Source organism: Salimicrobium salexigens (assembly GCF_900156705.1).
GTDB lineage: Bacteria > Bacillota > Bacilli > Bacillales > Halobacillaceae > Salimicrobium > Salimicrobium album.
In genome coordinates, this window is record NZ_FTOK01000004.1 from 158,307 (window position 1) to 178,288 (window position 19,982).

20 protein-coding genes, 1 other RNA gene and 1 riboswitch are annotated in these 19,982 nt (G+C 48.9%); of the genes, 18 read left to right on the forward strand and 3 right to left on the reverse strand.

Annotated elements, in window-relative coordinates; all coding sequences use genetic code 11:
- The first annotated feature begins 3 nt into the window (after positions 1 to 3).
- From secG to rnr, 3 genes are all read left to right on the forward strand, one after another.
- A complete protein-coding gene (gene secG, locus BW931_RS06395) occupies positions 4 to 237 on the forward strand; it encodes a preprotein translocase subunit SecG (RefSeq protein WP_008587158.1) in 234 nt (77 codons plus the stop codon).
- Between the two features lie 165 nt (positions 238 to 402).
- Complete coding sequence (locus BW931_RS06400) at positions 403 to 1,149, forward strand: alpha/beta hydrolase (protein WP_076570933.1); 747 nt, start codon at positions 403 to 405, stop codon at positions 1,147 to 1,149.
- 42 nt (positions 1,150 to 1,191) lie between these two features.
- A complete protein-coding gene (rnr, locus tag BW931_RS06405) occupies positions 1,192 to 3,450 on the forward strand; it encodes a ribonuclease R (protein ID WP_008587162.1) in 2,259 nt (752 codons plus the stop codon).
- 131 nt (positions 3,451 to 3,581) lie between these two features.
- On the opposite strand, the gene BW931_RS06410 is transcribed toward rnr, so the two are convergent.
- Complete coding sequence (locus tag BW931_RS06410) at positions 3,582 to 4,418, reverse strand: GNAT family N-acetyltransferase (protein WP_008587164.1); 837 nt, start codon at positions 4,416 to 4,418, stop codon at positions 3,582 to 3,584.
- A 125-nt stretch (positions 4,419 to 4,543) separates the two neighbouring features.
- Between BW931_RS06410 and smpB the strand changes: the two genes are divergently transcribed.
- The gene (smpB, locus tag BW931_RS06415) at positions 4,544 to 5,014 is read left to right on the forward strand and encodes an SsrA-binding protein SmpB (protein ID WP_008587166.1); all 471 of its coding nucleotides are present in this window, start codon (positions 4,544 to 4,546) and stop codon (positions 5,012 to 5,014) included.
- Between the two features lie 46 nt (positions 5,015 to 5,060).
- Positions 5,061 to 5,423: a transfer-messenger RNA gene (gene ssrA, locus BW931_RS06420) on the forward strand.
- A 188-nt stretch (positions 5,424 to 5,611) separates the two neighbouring features.
- Here the strand turns inward: ssrA and murB are convergent.
- On the reverse strand, positions 5,612 to 6,526 hold the full coding sequence (murB, locus tag BW931_RS06425; RefSeq protein WP_076570935.1) for a UDP-N-acetylmuramate dehydrogenase: 915 nt from the start codon (positions 6,524 to 6,526) through the stop codon (positions 5,612 to 5,614).
- A gap of 204 nt (positions 6,527 to 6,730) precedes the next feature.
- Between murB and ilvD the strand changes: the two genes are divergently transcribed.
- From ilvD to BW931_RS06490, 13 genes are all read left to right on the forward strand, one after another.
- A complete protein-coding gene (gene ilvD / locus BW931_RS06430) occupies positions 6,731 to 8,425 on the forward strand; it encodes a dihydroxy-acid dehydratase (RefSeq protein WP_076570936.1) in 1,695 nt (564 codons plus the stop codon).
- A 397-nt stretch (positions 8,426 to 8,822) separates the two neighbouring features.
- Positions 8,823 to 9,635: a VLRF1 family aeRF1-type release factor gene (locus BW931_RS06435; RefSeq protein WP_076570938.1), complete on the forward strand. Its 813-nt coding sequence runs from the start codon at positions 8,823 to 8,825 to the stop codon at positions 9,633 to 9,635.
- Between the two features lie 137 nt (positions 9,636 to 9,772).
- Entirely contained in the window at positions 9,773 to 10,078 is a 306-nt protein-coding gene (locus tag BW931_RS06440; RefSeq protein WP_076570940.1) for an antibiotic biosynthesis monooxygenase family protein, read from the forward strand.
- The gene (locus tag BW931_RS06445) at positions 10,075 to 10,443 is read left to right on the forward strand and encodes a hypothetical protein (RefSeq protein ID WP_076570942.1); all 369 of its coding nucleotides are present in this window, start codon (positions 10,075 to 10,077) and stop codon (positions 10,441 to 10,443) included. Before BW931_RS06440 ends, BW931_RS06445 begins: the two co-directional genes overlap by 4 nt.
- 7 nt (positions 10,444 to 10,450) lie before the next feature.
- A complete protein-coding gene (locus BW931_RS06450; RefSeq protein WP_076570944.1) occupies positions 10,451 to 11,086 on the forward strand; it encodes a cobalamin B12-binding domain-containing protein in 636 nt (211 codons plus the stop codon).
- Positions 11,050 to 11,874, forward strand: a complete 825-nt coding sequence (locus BW931_RS06455) for an STAS domain-containing protein (protein WP_159435675.1) — start codon at positions 11,050 to 11,052, stop codon at positions 11,872 to 11,874. Before BW931_RS06450 ends, BW931_RS06455 begins: the two co-directional genes overlap by 37 nt.
- Before the next feature lie 168 nt (positions 11,875 to 12,042).
- Positions 12,043 to 14,442 (forward strand): 3-hydroxyacyl-CoA dehydrogenase/enoyl-CoA hydratase family protein, encoded by a 2,400-nt coding sequence (locus BW931_RS06460; protein ID WP_076570948.1) that lies wholly within the window; start codon positions 12,043 to 12,045, stop codon positions 14,440 to 14,442.
- 14 nt (positions 14,443 to 14,456) lie between these two features.
- Positions 14,457 to 15,635 carry an acetyl-CoA C-acetyltransferase gene (locus BW931_RS06465; RefSeq protein WP_076570950.1) on the forward strand — a complete coding sequence of 393 codons (1,179 nt, stop codon included), beginning with the start codon at positions 14,457 to 14,459 and terminating at the stop codon, positions 15,633 to 15,635.
- A 12-nt stretch (positions 15,636 to 15,647) separates the two neighbouring features.
- Positions 15,648 to 17,429 (forward strand): acyl-CoA dehydrogenase family protein, encoded by a 1,782-nt coding sequence (locus BW931_RS06470; protein ID WP_008587188.1) that lies wholly within the window; start codon positions 15,648 to 15,650, stop codon positions 17,427 to 17,429.
- Between the two features lie 108 nt (positions 17,430 to 17,537).
- Positions 17,538 to 17,891: an arsenate reductase family protein gene (locus BW931_RS06475; protein ID WP_076570952.1), complete on the forward strand. Its 354-nt coding sequence runs from the start codon at positions 17,538 to 17,540 to the stop codon at positions 17,889 to 17,891.
- Between the two features lie 21 nt (positions 17,892 to 17,912).
- Positions 17,913 to 18,299 carry a glycine cleavage system protein GcvH gene (gcvH, locus tag BW931_RS06480; protein WP_008587193.1) on the forward strand — a complete coding sequence of 129 codons (387 nt, stop codon included), beginning with the start codon at positions 17,913 to 17,915 and terminating at the stop codon, positions 18,297 to 18,299.
- Positions 18,300 to 18,321: 22 nt separating this feature from the next.
- The gene (locus BW931_RS06485; protein WP_234972592.1) at positions 18,322 to 18,708 is read left to right on the forward strand and encodes a toprim domain-containing protein; all 387 of its coding nucleotides are present in this window, start codon (positions 18,322 to 18,324) and stop codon (positions 18,706 to 18,708) included.
- 10 nt (positions 18,709 to 18,718) lie between these two features.
- Positions 18,719 to 19,024, forward strand: coding sequence for a thioredoxin family protein (locus BW931_RS06490; protein WP_076570954.1), 306 nt, complete (start codon positions 18,719 to 18,721; stop codon positions 19,022 to 19,024).
- A gap of 216 nt (positions 19,025 to 19,240) precedes the next feature.
- On the opposite strand, the gene BW931_RS06495 is transcribed toward BW931_RS06490, so the two are convergent.
- A complete protein-coding gene (locus BW931_RS06495) occupies positions 19,241 to 19,657 on the reverse strand; it encodes a TlpA family protein disulfide reductase (protein ID WP_008587200.1) in 417 nt (138 codons plus the stop codon).
- Between the two features lie 137 nt (positions 19,658 to 19,794).
- Positions 19,795 to 19,905: riboswitch (SAM riboswitch) on the forward strand.
- Positions 19,906 to 19,982: the final 77 nt, after the last annotated feature.

Sequence of the window (19,982 nt, forward strand, 5' to 3'; positions counted from 1 at the left end):
ACTATGCAAACACTTACGGTTTCATTACTTATTATTGATACAATTGCTTTAATTACACTTGTGCTGTTGCAGTCCGGTAAGAGTGCCGGTCTGTCGGGAGCGATTTCCGGCGGAGCCGAGCAGGTTTTCGGTAAGCAGAAGGCAAGAGGAATAGATAAAGTTCTACACCGTGCCACTATCGTCACTGGTGTCCTGTTCTTCGTGCTGGCATTTATTTCCGGGTATCTTATAGGATAATGTTCGTAAGCCGCGCCTTGAGCGTGGCTTTTTCGTTTTTTATTGCGGCACGGTTTCCCCCGGGATGCGGGGGGAGCGTTTCAGATTGCTGGCAGCAAATGAATGTTTCTGTCAGCTGAATATGGGTAGTACATCAACAGCAAAGAAAAAGGGAGAGAGGAAGTTATGAAAATAAAACCGCCTGAGCCATTTACATTCGAAGGTGGAGGAGATCGTGCTGTGCTGCTGCTGCACGGCTTTACAGGTAATTCAACAGATGTACGCATGATGGGAAGGTTTCTCGAAAAGAACGGATATACGACTCATGCCCCTATATACCGGGGGCACGGCAAGGAACTGGAAGCACTGAGCGATGCGACTCCGGACCAGTGGTGGGAAGACGTACAGAACGGTCTTCAGCACCTGCGGGACCTGGGATATGAAAAGATAGCTGTGGCGGGTCTGTCCCTCGGTGGAGTTTTAGGATTGAAACTCGCATACTGCGAGAAGATTCAGGGTATTATACCGATGTGTGCCCCGATGTTTTTCGATAACGAAGAACAGCTTAAGCAGGGATTCAGGTTCAAAGCGAAACAATATAAACAACTCGAAGAAAAAGACGAAGCAACCATTAAGAAAGAAATGAATGAATTAGAAGAACAATCAAAGGACATGTTCACTCAATTAGGACAGTTCATCAACGAAGTACACGACCATGTGGACGAGATTTATACTCCCCTCTTTGTGGTCCAGGCTTCGAAGGATGAGATGATCAACACGGAGAGCGCTCCATATATCTATGAGACGGTGGAATCCGATCACAAAGATATCAAATGGTACGAAAACTCCGGTCACTTCATTACAGTGGATAAGGAAAAAGACGAACTTCAGCAGGACGTACTGGATTTTCTTAATTCATTGGACTGGTCATAAGCGAATAGAAGACATGTCCGAATAATGAATAGGAGGACTATTATGTCTGTAGAAAGAAAAAAAATACTTGATCATTTCAGAGAATCGGCTTCACGCCCTTTGTCTGTCAATGAACTGGAAGAAGAATTAGGTCTCACCGGAAGTGAAGACCTGAAAGAATTAATGAATGAACTGAATGCACTTGAGGAAGAAGGAGATCTCGTCCGTACGAGAAAGAACCGCTTCGGTCTTCCGGAGAAGATGAATCTTATTAAAGGCCGGATACAGATGAATGCGAAAGGATTCGCCTTTTTGCTTCCGGAGGAGGAAGATAAGGACGACGTCTATCTTCATCATTCCGACCTGAACAGTGCGATGAATAATGATAAGGTTCTCGTACGCGTCGAAAAACGGCGGGACGACGGGCAGCGCCCGGAAGGAACCGTCATAAGGATTCTTGAACGCGCCCAGGCGAGACTTGTCGGTACCTATGATGCGAACGGCAACTTCGGTTTCGTCATCGCTGATGATAAACGGGTACCGAACGATATCTTCATCCCGAAAGGAAAAGAGAATGGAGCGGCTGATGGACATAAAGTGATTGTCGAAATCACGAAATTCCCTGAAGGCCGCATGAGCGCCGAAGGGGAAATCACAGAGATTCTCGGACATAAAAACGATCCGGGAATCGACATCATTTCCATTATCCATAAGCACGGAATCCAGGTAGATTTTCCGGAAGAAGTGATTCAGCAGGCAACAGATACGCCGGATGAGATAAATGAATCAGAAATAGAAAATCGTCGCGACCTCCGTTCCGAGCAGATTGTGACCATCGACGGTGCCGATGCGAAAGACCTCGATGATGCCGTCCAGGTGAAGAAACTCGATAACGGTAACTATAAGCTCGGCGTCTACATTGCGGACGTTTCCTACTATGTCGATCAGGAATCGCCGATTGATAAGGAGGCAGCGGAGAGAGCTACGTCCGTCTACCTCGTCGATCGCGTCATTCCGATGATTCCGCACCGTCTGTCGAACGGTATCTGTTCCCTCAATCCTCAGGTGGATCGCCTGACGCTCTCCTGTGAAATGGAGATAAACGAGGACGGGGAAGTCGTGAACCATGAAATTTTCCAAAGTGTCATCAGAACGGACGAGCGGATGACGTATAAGGATGTAAACGGAATTCTCGCCGATGGCGACGAAGAACTGAAGAAGCGTTATGAACCATTAGTACCGATGTTCAAAGATATGGAAGACTTAGCGCAGATTCTTCGGGAAAAACGTTTCGACCGCGGTGCCATCGATTTTGATTTCAAAGAAGCGGGCGTCATCGTGGACGAAGAAGGAAAAGCGAAAGACGTACAGCTACGCGAGAGATCGGTCGGGGAGAAACTCATCGAAGAGTTTATGCTCGCGGCCAACGAAACGGTAGCCGAGCATTTCCACTGGCTTGATGTTCCGGCGATTTACCGTATCCACCAGGATCCGGATTCCGCTAAACTGCAGAACTTTTTCGAGTTCGTTGCAAACCTCGGATATTCGGTGAAAGGGACGTCCGATGATGTACACCCGCAGGCGCTTCAGAAAGTGCTTGAAGAAGTGAAAGGGACCCAGGAAGACCTCATCATTTCGAAACTGATGCTCCGTTCGATGCAGCAGGCGAAGTATGATCCTTCGAACGTCGGGCACTTCGGGCTGGCGACGAACTTTTACACACACTTCACATCACCGATCCGCCGGTACCCGGACCTGATCGTGCACCGTCTGATTCGTACGTATATCATTCAGAAAGATCTGAGCCAGGAAACGACGAAGTACTGGAAAGATCACATGCCTGAGATTGCCCGTCATTCTTCGGAGAAAGAACGTGCATCCGTCGACGCGGAACGTGAAACGGATGATCTGAAGAAAGCGGAGTATATGCAGGATAAAATCGATGAAGAGTATGAAGGAATCATCAGTTCCGTCACGAGCTTCGGTATGTTCGTGGAACTGCCTAATACGGTGGAAGGACTGGTACACGTCAGTACGCTGACGGATGACTACTACAACTTCATGGAGAAACAGTATGCCCTCATCGGTGAACGTACGGCGAATATGTACCGGATCGGGGACGAAGTGAAAGTGAAAGTCGTCAACGTCAATCTCGATGAAAAAGTCATCGACTTCGAAATCGTAGGTATGAAGCCGAAAAGTGATAAGAAGCAGCGCCGGGAACAGCCGAAACAGATCAAGGCCAGCGCCAAGAAGAAAAAGAAACAAAAAGGGAACAAGCCATTTTACAGAAATAAAGGAGTTCCTAAAAAGAAAAAGTAGGCACATGAAAAAAACACGCCGTTTTCCGCGGGCACGGTCTGGCGGGGGTCTGGTCAATTGGCCCCCCGGCTCGTGCTGTTTCCGCAGGAACCGTCGTGTTTTTCTTCTGCATTGCCAAAAAGAGTATCTGACTACTTTCTGTACAGCACCCATTCACCTTTTGATTCGACGGGATAAGGGAGAGGAGTGTCGCTGTACTGCTGATTGAACCAGGCACCGTAGTGTCCGGGATTGTTCTGTATCTCCTTCTTTACGAGATTCAGCACACCCCGGTCGCTTCCGGCATCAGCAAAGGGGTATATAACGTTGGTGTATGTTTCTCCTTTTACATCCTCCTTCATAAGAAGAAACCGCTGCTCATCGGGTGACAGAAACATACGGGCTTTCTGCAGCGGGAATTCCCGAAGCAGATTTCCGGAAAGCGGAAAAGGGTAGTAACATTCAAACGGAAATAAACGGTCGGATGGGTGGAGAGCGCGGACCCACCGCATTTTTTCGGAAACCGGGCTGATTTCCGACCATCCGTGTGCGGCTTCTGGAAGCTTCTCCAGTTCCGCTCTCGGCACTACGTTATATTGTAGGGGTTCGGAAGGGGTCATCCCTATTTTTTCAAGGACGCGCCGGGCGCGCAGGTTCTTCGTTTCCGTGTTCGCTCCGATCCAGCGGATAGCCGGATTATTTTCAAGTTCGGCGACGACGTGATGGAGAATTTCGGTTACGAACCCGCGGTCCCGGTACCTCCGGTCGCTGCGGAAACGCCCGAGCATTGCATAAGTCCCTTCCGCGAACAGGCTATAGCCCGCCGTCGAGACGAGCTTTCCCTGATAGAAAAGACCGTATAAAGTGTGAGAATCAGAGGTGACGAGACGGTCAAAAATACGGGCTATGTAATCATCCTTTATTCCGTTATCCATGGACATAAACATCGATTTATCGCTTTGGGTCAGCAGTTTCAGGGTTGAAGTCATTGTCTCTTCCTCCTTATCAGTTAATACTATCTCACATGCTTATTTGTGCTGTCTAATCAAATATCTTTTTCATTAGCACAGGGAATTTGATAGAATGAATACCAGAGAAAGAAGGAGTGGTCAGGATGCCAAGAGGAGATGGACGGGCGATTGCCCAGAACAAAAAAGCAAGGCACGATTATTTTATAGAGGAAACGTTCGAAGCGGGCATCGTCCTGCAGGGGACGGAAATCAAATCGATCCGTAACGGCCGGATCAACCTGAAAGACAGCTTCGCCCGCGTGAACAGACACGGAGAAATGTATATCCACAACATGCATATTTCTCCCTATGAACAAGGAAATATTTACAATCATGACCCCACACGGGCACGTAAACTGCTGCTGCACCGGAAAGAGATCGACAAACTGATCGGGCAGACACAGCAGAAAGGGTATTCGATTGTACCTTTGAAAGTCTACATTAAAAACGGGGTAGCCAAAGTTCTCATCGGTCTCGCCCGCGGTAAGAAAAAGTACGACAAGCGGGAAGCGCTGAAACAGAAACAGGTGAAACGGGAAATGGACCGGGCGATCAAGGACAGTTTGCAAAAGTAGTGAAATATGGTATAATAATTTAAGTAAATGCAGCAATTACTGTAACGGGGACGTTACGGATTCGACGGGGATAGTTCGAACTCGGGCTGCAGGTCGAGGCGACGACTCGACAACGTCATTTGCCTAAATATAACTGGCGAATCTGAAGACAACCTAGCTCTAGCAGCGTAAGCTGGCTTGAGCGATCCTTCCCGGCATCGCCTGTGTGCCGGTGCAAGGGTCTCAAACTGAAGCAGGCTACGCGTTTCTCCACCATCTGAGGAGAAACGAAGAGACTAATCAGATTAGCGTCTGCGATAAGCCGGTCGATAGGCTGAGCAGTTCGCGAATCAGAATATATCGACTAAGCTTGTAGATGCCCGAGTGCCGATATCTCCGGACGCGGGTTCGACTCCCGCCGTCTCCACCAATACATATTATTGGTGGTTTTTTATTGCAAAAATATTATTTGTTACCCGAAATATAATTATGTAAACTTAAATGCGGGACATCGGCAACAGAAGCGGGAATCGGAATGAATCACTCCCAGATACTCACCCGTCCCTGAATACGAAAAAGCCTGGAGGAAGGAACCTCCAGGCTTTTACTTTATTACTATTATTTATCTTCTCCGATGACTCTTACTTCCCGCTCGAGATCCACGCCGAAATTCTCCTTGACGGTCTTCTGCACGTGTTCGATCACGGCGATATAATCGGCTGTCGTCGCATTGTCTTTATTGACGATGAAGCCGGCATGCTTCGTGGACACTTCTGCACCGCCGATGTTCGTACCCTGAAGCTTGCTGTCCTGGATGAGTTTTCCGGCGAAATGTCCCGGCGGACGTTTGAATACGCTGCCGCAGGACGGGTATTCGAGCGGCTGTTTGGATTCCCGCCTGTAAGTGAGGTCATCCACGGTAGCTTTCACATCTTCGTATTTTGCCGGGGTCAAATCGAAAGTGGCTTCCACAACGATGTCCCCGTTCTCGGGAATATTGCTCGTACGGTAGTCGAAACCGAGCTCTTTGGCATTCCGTTTCACCAGTTCCCCGTGTTTATCCACGACGTAGGCGTAATCGAGCACATCCTTGATTTCCCCGCCGTAGGCACCTGCGTTCATATACAGGGCACCTCCGACCGTCCCCGGGATGCCGCAGGCGAACTCGAGACCCGACAGGCTCTCGTTCAGAGCGTGACGGGAGACGTCGATGATTCTTGCTCCGCTCTGGGCTACGACGGTCTCTCCTTCACTGCTGATATCGTTCAGATACTTCAGATTCATCACTAAGCCGCGGATTCCGCCGTCTTTGATGATCAGGTTCGATCCGTTTCCGAGCAGCGTGTGTTTGATGCCGGCGCGATTAGTGAACCTGACGACTTTCTGAACCTCTTCGAAGGTCGTCGGCATTACGAGGTAATCCGCCTTTCCGCCAAGCTGGGTATACAGGTGATTTTTCAATGATTCGTCCATTTTTACATATTCGGATTTAACGATATTTATCAGTCCGTTGTAGATTTCGTTCTTTTCCATACAAGTACACTTCCTCATCGATAGTCTGGTCTTAAGCAAGTGTATAACAATCTGCCTTTTATGGAAAGAGAGAAAGTCCTTATTTTGTCGAACGGGATAACCAGAGGTATATGGGAAAGTTTCCTCTATTCAGAATATTCATTGCTAAAATACCTGTTTGCTAGTATCATCATAATAAACTTATTTCTGAAAGGGTGCTGGACGATGGATGAAAGCAAAGATTTGCGGATAAGAAGTAAAGTAATCAGTGATGATGAGAATAGAGTGGCAAACCGGGCGATGCTTCGGGCCGTAGGGTTCGAAGACGAAGATTTCAAAAAACCGATGATCGGGATCGCCAGTACGTGGAGTGAAGTCACGCCGTGTAACGTACATATCGATGAACTGGCCCGGAAAGCGAAAAGTGGCGCCGGCGGTAACGGAGGCGCGCCGATGATTTTCAACACGATCACCGTATCGGACGGTATCTCCATGGGACACGAGGGAATGCATTATTCCCTGCCGAGCCGTGAAATTATCGCGGATTCCATTGAAACGGTGACGAACGCTGAGCGTCTGGACGGCGTAGTGGCCATCGGCGGGTGTGACAAGACGACACCCGGATGCCTGATTGCTCTCAGCCGCCTCAATCTTCCGTCGGTCTACATATACGGAGGCACGATACAGCCCGGGAAACTTGACGGGAAAGACATCGATCTCGTTTCTTCGTTCGAAGCGGTCGGTAAATATCAGAGTGGAGAAATCGATTCCGAGGAACTGCACCGCGTGGAATGTAACGCCTGCCCGGGAGCAGGAGCGTGCGGAGGCATGTATACGGCTAATACGATGGCGGCAGCCGTGGAAGCTCTCGGTATGAGCATTCCGGGCTCTTCCTCCACTCCTGCGATCAATGATTATAAAGAGGAAGAATGCCGTCAGGCAGGGGAACTCGTCGTAGAGCTGCTTAAAAAAGACATTTACCCTAAAGATATCATGACGAAAAAGGCGTTCGAGAACGCGATAACTGTAGTCATGGCACTCGGCGGTTCGACCAACGCGTTCCTTCATCTGACAGCGATGGCCCACGCAGCGGAGGTCGACATCTCTCTTGATGATTTCGAACGGATCCGCCGCAACGTACCTTTTCTTGCTGACATGAAGCCGAGCGGTACTTACGTAATGCAGGACCTTTACGAAGCCGGCGGGGTTCCGGCCGTAATGAAGCTTCTCCATGATAACGGCTACCTGCACGGGGACTGTCTGACGGTTACGGGACAGACACTGGCCGAGAATCTGGAAAATGTCGATCCTCTTAAGGACGGGCAGAAGGTGATCCGTCCTCTCGACAATCCGATCAAAGCCGAAGGTTCCCTCGTACTGATGAAAGGAAATCTTGCCCCGGACGGAGCGGTGGCGAAGATGTCAGGGCTGAAGGTCACGAACTTCGAAGGCACTGCCAAAGTGTATGACAGTGAAGCGGAAGCGACATCAGCGATTTCCGGAGGGGACGTGAAGGAAGGGGACGTTGTCGTTATAAGAAATGTCGGTCCTAAAGGCGGACCGGGCATGCCCGAAATGCTTTCCATTACAGCAATGCTCGTCGGCCAGGGGCTCGGCGGTAAAGTGGCACTGCTCACCGATGGCCGTTTCTCAGGAGGTAGTCACGGATTCGTTATCGGGCACATTTCTCCTGAAGCCTACGTCGGCGGTCCCATCGGTCTTCTCGAAAACGGGGACATTGTGAATATTGACAGTGATACGCAGGAAATCAACATGAAAGTCAGCGATGAGGAACAGGAAAAACGGAAGAGCCGCTGGAAGCGTCCGGAGCCGAAATTCAGGCGCGGGGTGCTCGCCAAATATTCGAGGCTCGTGTCTTCCGCTTCCAAAGGAGCAGTTACAGACGATCCTGATGAATGAACCGGCTGATTCCGGAGAATAACTGAATGCCACACGCCGAAAACCGGACCCCTGAGGTCCGGTTTTTATGCTTTCCGGCCCCGATGATTCCGTTTTCGTTACCTTCAGAGATCGGGGACTCTGCTGAAGGTAACGAGAGAACCGTTTTCCTGACCATAGGGAGGAAACAGGAGCTATGAAGGTAATGATTAAGGCATAATCGTTACTTTCACCTTGAAATTCAGTGCGTGAAAGGAAGGAAAAGCGGGGGAACGCAGTGCTTCCTCTCATTCATTGCCTTCCTGAGCCCGATTTGAGCGCATCCGGAGAGAAGTTTTCACTTTTTTATATAATATGTTTAACGCTCTTTTATTTAGGAAACATAGCAATTAAACAAGTAATTAAGGAGTGAAGTGCTTTGGATTTGAAAAAAGAAATAAATAAACTGGAAAACGTACATTTAATGAAACCTGAGAAGGTATTTACTATGTATTTAAATACAGACCCGTCCGACCCGGATCAGCAGGGCGGCGAATGGAAGATTCACCTGAAAAACGGTCTGAATAACTTCGAACATTATCTTCAGGAAGACGGAGATTCTGATGAGAAGCGTAACTACTGGGCAGTGAAAGAAAAAGTTCAGAACTATATCGATGAAAACGAGCAGTACTTCGGTAAAAGCGTTGTAATCATCGCTTCCGCCGATGAAACAGTGTGGTTCGCAGAGCGATTCCAGATGCCTGTAGAAACAGCGTTTTACTGGGAAGAACAGCCGGTCGTTGATCAGCTGAAGGAAATGTACAAGCAATTCCCGAAAACAGGTATTATCCTTACACAGAAAGAAAACATTAAACTGATCGATGCAGAGCTTGCTCAGCTGAAAGACACGAAAGTTTATGAGCTTGATCTGAATACGGAAGACTGGAGACTTCACCAGGGCGGTCACGCAGCCGGTGCTTCCACAGGAAGCGGCGGGGCGAAGCAGTCCAAGTCCGATCAGTACAACGAACGGTTCGAAGCCAACCGTTACCGCTGGTATAAGAGTATCGCTCCTAAACTGGACAAACAGGCGAAAGAGCACGGCTGGGAGCAGATCATCATGGTAGGCGACAAAGAAGAAGTCGATGACCTGCGTGATAACATGAACAAAGAAGTAGATAAGATTGTGAACAAGAATCTGCTAGATCATGAAGAGATGAAAGTGATCGACCAGGTAGTATACGAAGAATAGAATAATACAAGTCATCCTGTGATCTTTTCGTAAGATCACAGGTTTTTTATGTGGACACCCGGCAGGTTTTGAGAAAGAAATTTGCAGGAGTATGTGGTGAAATAAGGGGCAATGTAATGATAGAGGAGAGTGGAAGAATGTATGTTGTCGATTCTAAAGTGACGGTTCCTGATCACAAGGCGGACGACCTGATTTCCATCTATCGGACCCGTTCCCGGCTGGTCGATGAGCAACCGGGATTTCTTTCGTTTCAACTTCTGCAGAACGAACATCGACCTGGAGAGCTTACAGTACATATGGAATGGGAAAATAAACAGTCGTATCTGACCTGGGCCCGCAGTGAACAGTTCCGGAAGATCCACGAACTTGAAAAGAACTATCCGGATCAGGAGCTTCAGGGCTACGTTCCGAAAGTTTATAAATATGAGGTTGTTGCCACATGAAAAAGAAAGCGAAACAGTACATTACGGATAAAGTGACCGAGGAATTTTACAACAGATACCCCTGGCTCGAGGAGAAGTACGGAGAGAAAGGCAGGAAGCACACGAGAGAGGATAATGATCATCATCTGAACCACCTGGAGCTTGCCTATGAAAGGAAAGATGAGTCATTTTTCAGCGATTACACCGTCTGGCTCAATGACGTACTCGTCTCCCGGGGTGTCGGTACGAAGCTTATTATCGAGAATTATGAAATGATAGAGCAGTATCTTCAGGAAGTGGAAATGTACGGGGACGAACGTGATTATTACATCCGCCTGCTGGAATCGTCGATAGCACATTTGAAACGTATAACGGACACGGGGTGAATAACGAATGGAAGAGGTTTACAAACAATTGACCGGCTACCTGCTGGAAGGCGAAGAACAGGAAGCACTGCAGCTGGTACGGAAGTGGGTGGACGAACGTTCTTTACTGGAAGTGCATGAGGAGATCATAACACCGGCGATGTACTACGTAGGAGAACTGTGGCAGACGAACCGTATTTCGGTAGCGGATGAGCATCTGGCCACGGCGACCTGTGATTACATTATGACATTGATATCGCCGCGGAAAGGCGCCTCGAACGGAAAGAAGGCTATTTTTTTCAACGTGGAAGAAGAAGAGCACCATCTGGGTCTGAAAATGGCAGCGGACATCTTCCGCGAAGAAGGCTGGGAGTCCAGGTTCCTCGGGACAGGTGTACCTGACGATCACGTTCTGCAGCAGATAGAAAAATTCCGCCCGGATGTCATATGCATTTCTGCCGCTCTTTCCTATAGAGTGCCCGAGATGCACAACATAATCGATATTCTGAAAAAGCGCATGCCCGATTCCGTCATACTTATCGGTGGCCGTATTGTTAAGAATCACGGTATGAGTGAATGGAATGTGAAACGCGTGCACACAATGAGTTCCCTGACCGCCGTAAGAGAATGGCTGCAGAACGGGAAGGAGGGACGCAGGCAATGAAACGGGTGGAAGCTACTTTCCCGCTCCCTTATTATGAGATAGACGCAGCCTGGAATATAATCGCTTATTCACAGGAAGCGGAAGGGCTGTTCGGTCTGCCGGATAATCTCACCAAAATAGTCGATGAAGGAACGTATGATAAGGCACGGGAGTGGGTTAATTTTCATCGCAGGAAAACGGTTATTGAAATGAACGTCATCAAAGAGAACAGCGACGTAATTTTAGCGGATGTTTATATTACGTGGACGGACGAAGAGAAAGCAGAACTTCTTCTGATACCGAAAGATTCGCAGGTGGACAAAGTGGCTGCGAGTCTCAAAACGCTGCAGAGTGAGCTGTTAAAGACGAAAACAGAACTGATTGAAGAAAAGGAGCGGGCGGAGCAGGTGATTGAACAGAACAATAAACTTTCAGCCCCCTTCATTTCATTAAATAAGGAAACAGCTCTCGTGCCGTTATTCGGCGATTTGAGTTACGATAAAATAATGAGCGTCGAACATAATCTTCTCGAGGCCGTGCGTGAAAGTGAAGCGGAGGAACTTCTGTTTGATTTCACGGCAGTCGGCAATATCGAAAGAGAAGGTTTCAATTACCTGGCTTCCGTATTAAAAGCCCTCAGTCATATGGGGGTCGAACTTTTCGTCATCGGGCTTAAACCCGGACACGTGCCGAATATTTTCAAATGGTCCCTCCCGGAAGGCGTCCGGTTCAGGCAGTCACTGGAACAGGTGATTTCCTATAAGAGATCCCGCCGGGAAGCAGAAAAAGATAAGCAGAAGGAGACGTAACCGCTCTTCTTTTGCTTTTTCTCTACGGAATCGGATAATTGTGGAAATTGATAAATAATGATTGCGAAAAGTCTGAAAGTAATTTATAGTAAAAGAAGAAAACGTATCCTATTTTTTTGAACTAAAAATGAATGAGTATTCATTCAAAGAACGCAAGGGGGATTTGTAATGACTCGAAAAATCAGGCGTGCCGCAGTTCTCGGTTCCGGAGTGATGGGAGCGGGAATAGCCGCACATTTGGCTAACGTCGGTATACCGGTGCTTATGCTCGATATCGCACCGAAAGATGTAACGGATAAAGAAAAGAAACAGGGTCTTACTATGGAAGACAGACAGGTAAGAAACCGGGTAGCGATGTCCGGGAAGGAAGGGCTCAAAAAGCAGAAGCCCGCACCACTAACATCAAAAGAGAATCTCCACCTTATAGAAGCAGGTAACATGACGGATGATATGGACAAACTCTCGGAAGTGGACTGGATCATCGAAGTGGTTGTTGAGAACCTCGATATAAAGAAATCCGTATTCCGGGAAGTGGATAAATACAGAAAAGCAGGTTCCATCGTAAGTTCCAATACGTCCGGAATCTCCATTGAAGCTATGTCCGAAGACTGCAGCGAGGATATGAAGAAACACTTCCTCGGCACTCACTTTTTCAATCCGCCCCGCTATCTGAAACTGCTCGAGGTGATTCCGACTTCGAGCACGGATAAGGACGTCCTTGAATTCATGAAGAAGTTCGGGGAGGATACACTAGGAAAAGGGGTCGTAGAGGCGAAAGATACTCCGAATTTTATCGCCAACCGCATCGGAACATACGGCCTGTTAGTGACGGTAAGAGAGATGCTGGAGCAGAACCTGAGCGTCGGAGAAGTGGATTCCGTGACCGGACCGATGATCGGGCGGCCGAAAAGCGCTACATTCCGGACGCTTGACGTTGTAGGGCTCGATACATTCATCCACGTGGCAAATAACGTCCACGATCAGGTCAAGGGTCAGGAGAAAGAGGTTTTCAAAGTACCGGAATTTATGCAGGACATGAATGAAAAGGGATGGATCGGTCAAAAAGCCGGCCAGGGATTCTTTCTGAAGAAGAAGAGTGAAGAAGGCTCCGAAATCCTTCAGCTGAACCCGGAGACGATGGAGTATGAAAAACGCGGGAAGCTGAAAACGAAAGCTGTCGAAGCTGCGGGACAGGAAAAGGGACCGAAACGGAAACTGGCCTCTCTCGTCAAAGCTAAAGGAGATCAGGCGGGAGATTTTGTCTGGTCTATCGTAAAACCCGTCCTCCTCTACTCCGCAGAACTTACAGGAGAAATTGCGGATGATATCGTCTCCATCGATGAAGCGATGCGCTGGGGATTCGGCTGGGACCTCGGTCCGTTTGAGATGTGGGATGCCATCGGGGTACAAAAGTCCGTGGAACGGATGAAGGAAGAAGGAGAAACCGTTCCCGAGTGGATAGACGACATGCTGAAGAACGGAAATGAATCTTTTTATAAAAAAGAAAATGGAAACGTTTACTATTATCATAAAGGTGATTATAAGCAACAGGGATTCAACGCCAAAGATATTAATCTGCGCCTGCTGAAGGAAACGAAGGAAGTACTTGCGAAAAATGCCGGAGCGAGCGTCATCGATCTCGGAGACGGAGTCGCCGGACTTGAATTCCACTCCCAAAGCAATGCCATCGGTATGGACGTCATCCAGATGATCAATAAAGCGGTCGATATCGTCGATGAGGACTTCGAAGGACTCGTCATCGGAAACCAGGGAAATAATTTCTGCGTCGGTGCGAACCTCGGCATGATGCTTATGGAAGCACAGGACCAGAACTTCTTCGAAATCGAACTCGTCGTCAAACAGTTCCAGCAGGCGATGATGCGCATCAAGTACTCCGACAAGCCTGTCGTTGCCGCTCCATTCGGAATGGCGCTCGGCGGAGGAGCGGAAGTATGCCTGCCGGCTGCTGCGATCCAGGCTTCGAGTGAGACGTATATGGGACTCGTGGAACCGGGTGTCGGACTCATCCCGGGCGGAGGCGGAAACAAAGAACTTTATCTGAAGCATCTGAACAATATGCCGGAAAGTGTAGACTTTGACCTTCAAAAGGTTTCCAATAGCGTATTCCAGAAAATCGCTACCGCTAAAACGTCGACTTCCGCCGAGGAAGCACGTCAAAACGGATTCCTCGATCAGATGGATGCGATCTCTTTCAATCAGGATCACCTGCTTCACGATGCGAAGCAGAAAGTACTCGGGCTTGCCCGGGCCGGATACCAGGCACCGAAACGTAAACCTGTTCCGGTAACCGGTGAATCAGGGTTTGCCACGATGCTTCTTGGTGCGAAAGAAATGCACTACGGCGGCTTCGCTTCGGATCACGATCTGAAAATCGCCGAAAAACTTGCATTCGTATTGGCCGGAGGACGTGTGAAGGAAGGATCGAAAGTGGATGAGCAGTATCTTCTGGATCTCGAAAGGGAAGCTTTCCTCAGTCTGATCGGTGAAGCGAAAACACAGCAGAGAATGCAGCACATGTTACTTAAAGGGAAACCACTTCGTAACTAAAGGGGGAGAAAGTTGTGAGAGAAGCAGTAATTGTGGCCGGTGCACGTACGCCGGTCGGTAAAGCGAAGAAAGGCACGCTTGCAAGCAGTCGCCCGGACGATCTTGCGGCGCTGACAATCAGGGAAACGCTAAGAAGAGCAAATAACTACGACGGTCCTATTGATGATGTCATCATCGGGTGCGCGATGCCTGAGGCCGAGCAGGGGATGAATATGGCACGGAGTATCGGGGCTCTTGCGGGTCTGCACCACTCCGTTCCGACGATTACAATCAACCGATACTGTTCATCCGGACTTCAGAGTATAGCCAATGCCGCCGAGAAGATTATGCTCGGACATTCGGAAGCTGCGATTGCCGGAGGCGCGGAATCGATGAGTCTGATCCCTATGGGAGGACACGTCATCAAGCCGAACGTGGAGCTTGTGGAGAACGCTCCTGAGTACTATATGTCGATGGGACACACGGCAGAGGAAGTGGCGAACCGCTTCAACATCTCCCGGGAAGATCAGGATGCTTTTGCGGCCAGAAGTCACGAGAGAGCGGCTAAAGCTCTGGAAGAAGGGAAGTTCGACGAGGAAATCGTTCCTGTCGAAGTGACCGAAAATGTCCCGGGGCCGGATAACACGACCAGGAAAGTGACGCGTACGCTCGAGCGGGATGAAGGGGTACGTCACGGTACGACGACAGAAACACTTGCCAAACTGAAGCCTGCTTTCCACGTAAAGGGATCGGTTACAGCAGGAAATTCGTCCCAGATGAGCGACGGAGCAGCTTCGGTGCTCGTCATGGACCGGGAGAAAGCCGAGAAGGAAGGCCTGCAGCCGCTCGCCAAGTTCCACTCTTTCGCAGTGGCCGGTGTGGAACCGGAGATTATGGGAGTAGGACCGATTGAAGCGGTGCCGAAAGCTTTGAAAATGGCAGGCCTTTCCCTGGAAGACATCGGTCTGTTCGAACTGAACGAAGCCTTTGCTTCCCAGTCACTTCGGGTCATCCGTGAACTCGGACTTGATGAGGAGAAAGTGAACGTGAATGGAGGAGCGATCGCTCTTGGACACCCGCTCGGCTGTACAGGAACGAAGCTGACGCTGTCACTTATTCATGAGATGAAACGCCGCAACGAAAAATACGGCGTTGTAACGATGTGTATCGGCGGCGGAATGGGCGCTGCCGGAGTATTCGAACTATTATCCTGAGGAGGAATAAATATGAGTGATGTTAAAGATATGATCAAAGGCGGAAGTTTTCTGGTGGAAGATGTGGAAGCGGAAGATATCATCACCCCGGAAGATTTTACCGAAGAACATAAAATGATTGCCAAAACGACGGAAGACTTCATCACGGGAGACGTTCTTCCGAAAGTGGATAAAATCGAGAACCACGAATTCGAACACTCCCTCGAGCTTATGAAGAAAGCGGGAGAACTCGGATTGCTCGGTGCGGACGTACCGGAAGAGTATGGCGGGGTACAGCTGGACAAGATCAGTTCTTCCCTTATTACGGAGAAATTTGCCCGCGCCGGTGGTTTCTCTTTGACCCACGGAGCACACGTCGGAATCGGTTCTCTGCCGATCGTCTTCTTCGGAAACAGTGATCAGAAGAAGAAATATCTGCCGAAACTGGCGACAGGTGAACTGCTGGCTGCGTATGCCCTGACTGAACCGGGTTCAGGGTCTGATGCCCGGGGAGCCAAAACGACAGCCAAACTGAATGAGGCCGGTACTCACTACGTACTGAACGGAGAGAAGCAGTGGATTACGAACTCCGCGTTCGCGGACGTATTCATCGTCTACGCAAAAATTGACGGAGAGAAATTCACGGCTTTCATCGTAGAAAGAGAGCACCCGGGCGTATCCACTGGTCCTGAGGAGAAGAAGATGGGGATCAAAGGGTCCTCCACCCGTACCCTTATCCTTGAAGACGCCGAAGTGCCTGTCGAGAACGTTCTCGGTGAAATCGGCAGAGGGCACATCATCGCTTTCAATATCCTGAACGTCGGCCGTTACAAGCTGGCGATCGGAAGTGTCGGAAGTGCGAAGAGAGCCATCGAACTTTCCGTCAACTACGCTCAGGAACGGAAACAGTTCGATACTCCGATTATGAGCTTCCCGCTTATCAAGGAAAAAGTGGCGTCCGTCGCAGCGAACACGTACGCGAACGAAAGCGCCGTCTACCGTACCGTCGGGCTGTTTGAACAAAGTATGGGACGGCTTTCCGAGGAAGAACTGAATGACGGAAAAGCTGTCGCCAACGTCATCGCCGAGTACGCCATCGAATGTTCTCTTACGAAGGTGTTCGGTTCGGAACTGCTTGACTTCGCAGTGGACGAAGCGGTACAGATCCACGGCGGATACGGTTTCATGCAGGAATACGAAGTGGAACGTATGTACCGGGATTCCCGTATCAACCGTATTTTCGAAGGAACGAACGAAATCAACCGTATGATCGTTCCCGGCAACCTCGTCAAAAAAGCGATGAAAGGCGAACTGCCGATTTTTGAAAAAGCTAAGAAACTTCAGGAAGAAATCATGACGATGATGCCTGAAGAACCGGGAGACGCTCCGCTTGAACAGGAATTCTACCTGCTGAAGAATGCGAAGAAGATCGCTCTGCTGGCTTCCGGACTTGCTGCTCAGAAATATGGAGAGAAACTGGATCAGGAACAGGAAGTACTTGTGAACCTGGCAGACATTACGGGTGAAATTTTCAATATGGAATCTGCCATTCTCCGTACGAAGAAAGCTGTCGACAAAGACGGAGCCGAAAAACACAGCCAGAAACTTCTATATACGGAAGTGTACGTTCAGGAAGCGTTCAATCGTATCGAAGCGCACGCGAAAGAAACACTTATCGCAGCGGAAGAGGGCGACGATCTCCGCATGATGCTCGGAGCTCTCCGGAAGCTGACGCGTCATAACCCGGTGAATGTTATCAAGAAAAAACGTGAAATTTCCGTCGGTCTTGAAAAAGCCGGAAAATACTTCGTGTAATTTCGAAAAAGGCTGTCCTCTGCCGGGGGACAGCCTTTTGTTTTTCAACAAAGAGCGGTTGTGGTAGGATAAATGTGATATTGTTTTGTTAGGAATGGGGGAGAAGTCATGCTTACCTTTTACTGGTATCCGAAGTGCGGCACGTGCCGCAACGCGAAAAGATGGCTTGATGAGAACGATGTGGATTATAAAGCTGTGAATCTCGTGGAAACTCCACCTTCGAAGGAAATGCTGCTGCAGATGATGAAAAACAGCGATCTTCCTTCGAAACGTTTCTTCAATTCCAGCGGGAAGAAGTACCGTGAGCTTGGACTGAAAGACAAAGTAGGGGACATGACGCTTGAAGAACAGGCGGAGATACTGGCTTCCGACGGCATGCTGATCAAGCGGCCGCTAGCTACGGATGGAAGTCGCGTGACCGCAGGGTTCAAAGAAGCGGAGTACGAAGCCAACTGGCTGTAATTTTTGAAGGAGGGGTCAATAATGGAACTGCCAAAAGAATTTCGTTATTCAAAAGAACATGAATGGGTAAAAGAAGAAGGGGATAACCTTCGCATCGGTATTACAGAGTTCGCCCAGTCCGAACTCGGTGACGTCGTGTTCGCCGAGCTTCCGGAAGTCGGTGATGAAGTGGAAGTGGATGAGCCGTTCGGAAGTGTGGAATCCGTGAAGACGGTATCCGAACTTTATGCTCCCGTCAGCGGGAAAGTCGTTGAAGTGAACGATGAACTCGAGGACAGCCCGGAACTAGTAAACGAATCTCCTTACGATAAAGCGTGGATGATCGTAGTCGAGCCTTCCGGGAAGTCCGGACTGGATGATCTGATGAGTGCGGATGAGTACGAAGCTATGATTTCCGAAGATGAATAGAACTTATTAACTTCGACAGACCATGGATCCGCATGGTCTGTTTCTGTATAAAGGGGTAAGCGGGATGAATGAACCTATTTTAATCGTTGAGGGGATTACGGACAAAAAGCATATTAAGAAGATGCTGGCGCAGCCTCTTGAAATCATCTGCACGTATGGAACACTCGGCCTGGAGCGTCTGGATGAGCTGATTTATGAGTACGATCTGGATCACCGCAACGTTTATATACTCGTCGATGAAGACTACTCGGGCTACAGACTCCGGGAACAGTTCAGGGAAGAACTTCCTCACGCTGTACATCTGTACACAAGCAAAACGTACCGGGAAGTAGCTGCTACGCCGGAACCGGAACTCGCACGGATGCTTGCGGGGTACCGGTTCCGGATCAAACCTGTCTACATGATGTAAGGAGGCAACAATGAAAGAAGTGAATGTAAGGGAAACACTGCCGGAAGTAGGAAGAGGGTACGTATTCATTTACAGTCCCTTTTGCGGAACGTGCCACCTGGCAAGGGAAATGCTTGATATCATCGAGAAGATGAGAGAAGAAGATGTCTTCTATGAAATGAACGCGAGCCTCTTCCCGGACTTCATGCAGGAGGAACAGGTATCAAGCGTACCCTGTCTGCTCGTATGGAAAGACGGGAAAGTGGAAGAGAAAGTGTATGCGTTCGAATCGGTGACGAAAATTTTCAATCTGATGAAAGAAAAAGAGAAAATATAGCGAAGCACCAGCTCATCATCCCGGGAGCTGGTGCTTTTGTGAACGCGGACGGGAGAATCGTTCCTTTCGGAAGCGCCACGGGGGCCTGAAAGGAACGATTTACGCCGAATCGTTCCCTTCAGAGAGGGAAGGATGTGCTGAAGGGAAGGAAACAGAGAGAAACGTGACCTTCGGGGCCGGATATGGCGTCCGAAAGTCACGCAAAAGAAATCTCCACTATTCCACCGTTTCTCCGACGGCTTTCATAATGTCCATAAAGGAAGCGTCGTCGCCGAACTGATGAACGATTTCCCCTTCGGATGAGATGATGACGGTGGTAGGAACACCGGTGCAGCCGTAGAGGTCATACACTTTCGTTCCATTATCCTCAAGCGTCGGCTGTGTCAAAAATTTCTCTTTATACTTTACGGCATCTTCCCTCTTTCCTTCCCGGCCGGCAACGTTGATGGTAATCATTTCCACGTCGTCCGTATGGAGCGAATCGAAAAGCTGCTCTTTTTTCGGCATATCTGCACCGGAATCCGGGCACCAGGAGGCCCAGAAAGTAAGAATGGTGACTTTCCCCGGAGTTTCCGGAAGTGTATAAGTGCCTTCTCCGGTAAGGTATGGTAATGTGAATACGGGTGCTTTCATAAGTATCGGATCCTTTCTTCAATAGCAAGTTTGCAAAAATCGTAACATATACACGCTTTTTATTGAAGTTTATTGACACCAGCCCGGTACAGTGCTAAAATCTTCCGTATCGCTCTATAAATTGAATAAATGAAATTCTCTTATCAAGAGAGGTGGAGGGACTGGCCCTATGAAGCCCGGCAACCGTTAAACATTCTGTTTAAAATGGTGCCAAATCCTACAGAACAATCGGTTCTGATAGATGAGAGAACAGAATTGATTTTTAAATACCAACCTTTCTGTTCTTTCAGGCAGAGGGGTTTTTTTATTTGCTAAAACCGTAAGA

Bases quoted from the DNA above. Each gene is read 5' to 3' on its own strand.
- secG (WP_008587158.1), top strand. From the start codon at position 4: ATGCAAACACTTACGGTTTCATTACTTATTATTGATACAATTGCTTTA.
- BW931_RS06400 (WP_076570933.1), top strand. From the start codon at position 403: ATGAAAATAAAACCGCCTGAGCCATTTACATTCGAAGGTGGAGGAGAT.
- rnr (WP_008587162.1), top strand. From the start codon at position 1,192: ATGTCTGTAGAAAGAAAAAAAATACTTGATCATTTCAGAGAATCGGCT.
- BW931_RS06410 (WP_008587164.1), bottom strand. From the start codon at position 4,418: ATGACTTCAACCCTGAAACTGCTGACCCAAAGCGATAAATCGATGTTT.
- smpB (WP_008587166.1), top strand. From the start codon at position 4,544: ATGCCAAGAGGAGATGGACGGGCGATTGCCCAGAACAAAAAAGCAAGG.
- murB (WP_076570935.1), bottom strand. From the start codon at position 6,526: ATGGAAAAGAACGAAATCTACAACGGACTGATAAATATCGTTAAATCC.
- ilvD (WP_076570936.1), top strand. From the start codon at position 6,731: ATGGATGAAAGCAAAGATTTGCGGATAAGAAGTAAAGTAATCAGTGAT.
- BW931_RS06440 (WP_076570940.1), top strand. From the start codon at position 9,773: ATGTATGTTGTCGATTCTAAAGTGACGGTTCCTGATCACAAGGCGGAC.
- BW931_RS06445 (WP_076570942.1), top strand. From the start codon at position 10,075: ATGAAAAAGAAAGCGAAACAGTACATTACGGATAAAGTGACCGAGGAA.
- BW931_RS06450 (WP_076570944.1), top strand. From the start codon at position 10,451: ATGGAAGAGGTTTACAAACAATTGACCGGCTACCTGCTGGAAGGCGAA.
- BW931_RS06455 (WP_159435675.1), top strand. From the start codon at position 11,050: ATGGCTGCAGAACGGGAAGGAGGGACGCAGGCAATGAAACGGGTGGAA.
- BW931_RS06460 (WP_076570948.1), top strand. From the start codon at position 12,043: ATGACTCGAAAAATCAGGCGTGCCGCAGTTCTCGGTTCCGGAGTGATG.
- BW931_RS06470 (WP_008587188.1), top strand. From the start codon at position 15,648: ATGAGTGATGTTAAAGATATGATCAAAGGCGGAAGTTTTCTGGTGGAA.
- BW931_RS06475 (WP_076570952.1), top strand. From the start codon at position 17,538: ATGCTTACCTTTTACTGGTATCCGAAGTGCGGCACGTGCCGCAACGCG.
- gcvH (WP_008587193.1), top strand. From the start codon at position 17,913: ATGGAACTGCCAAAAGAATTTCGTTATTCAAAAGAACATGAATGGGTA.
- BW931_RS06485 (WP_234972592.1), top strand. From the start codon at position 18,322: ATGGATCCGCATGGTCTGTTTCTGTATAAAGGGGTAAGCGGGATGAAT.
- BW931_RS06490 (WP_076570954.1), top strand. From the start codon at position 18,719: ATGAAAGAAGTGAATGTAAGGGAAACACTGCCGGAAGTAGGAAGAGGG.
- BW931_RS06495 (WP_008587200.1), bottom strand. From the start codon at position 19,657: ATGAAAGCACCCGTATTCACATTACCATACCTTACCGGAGAAGGCACT.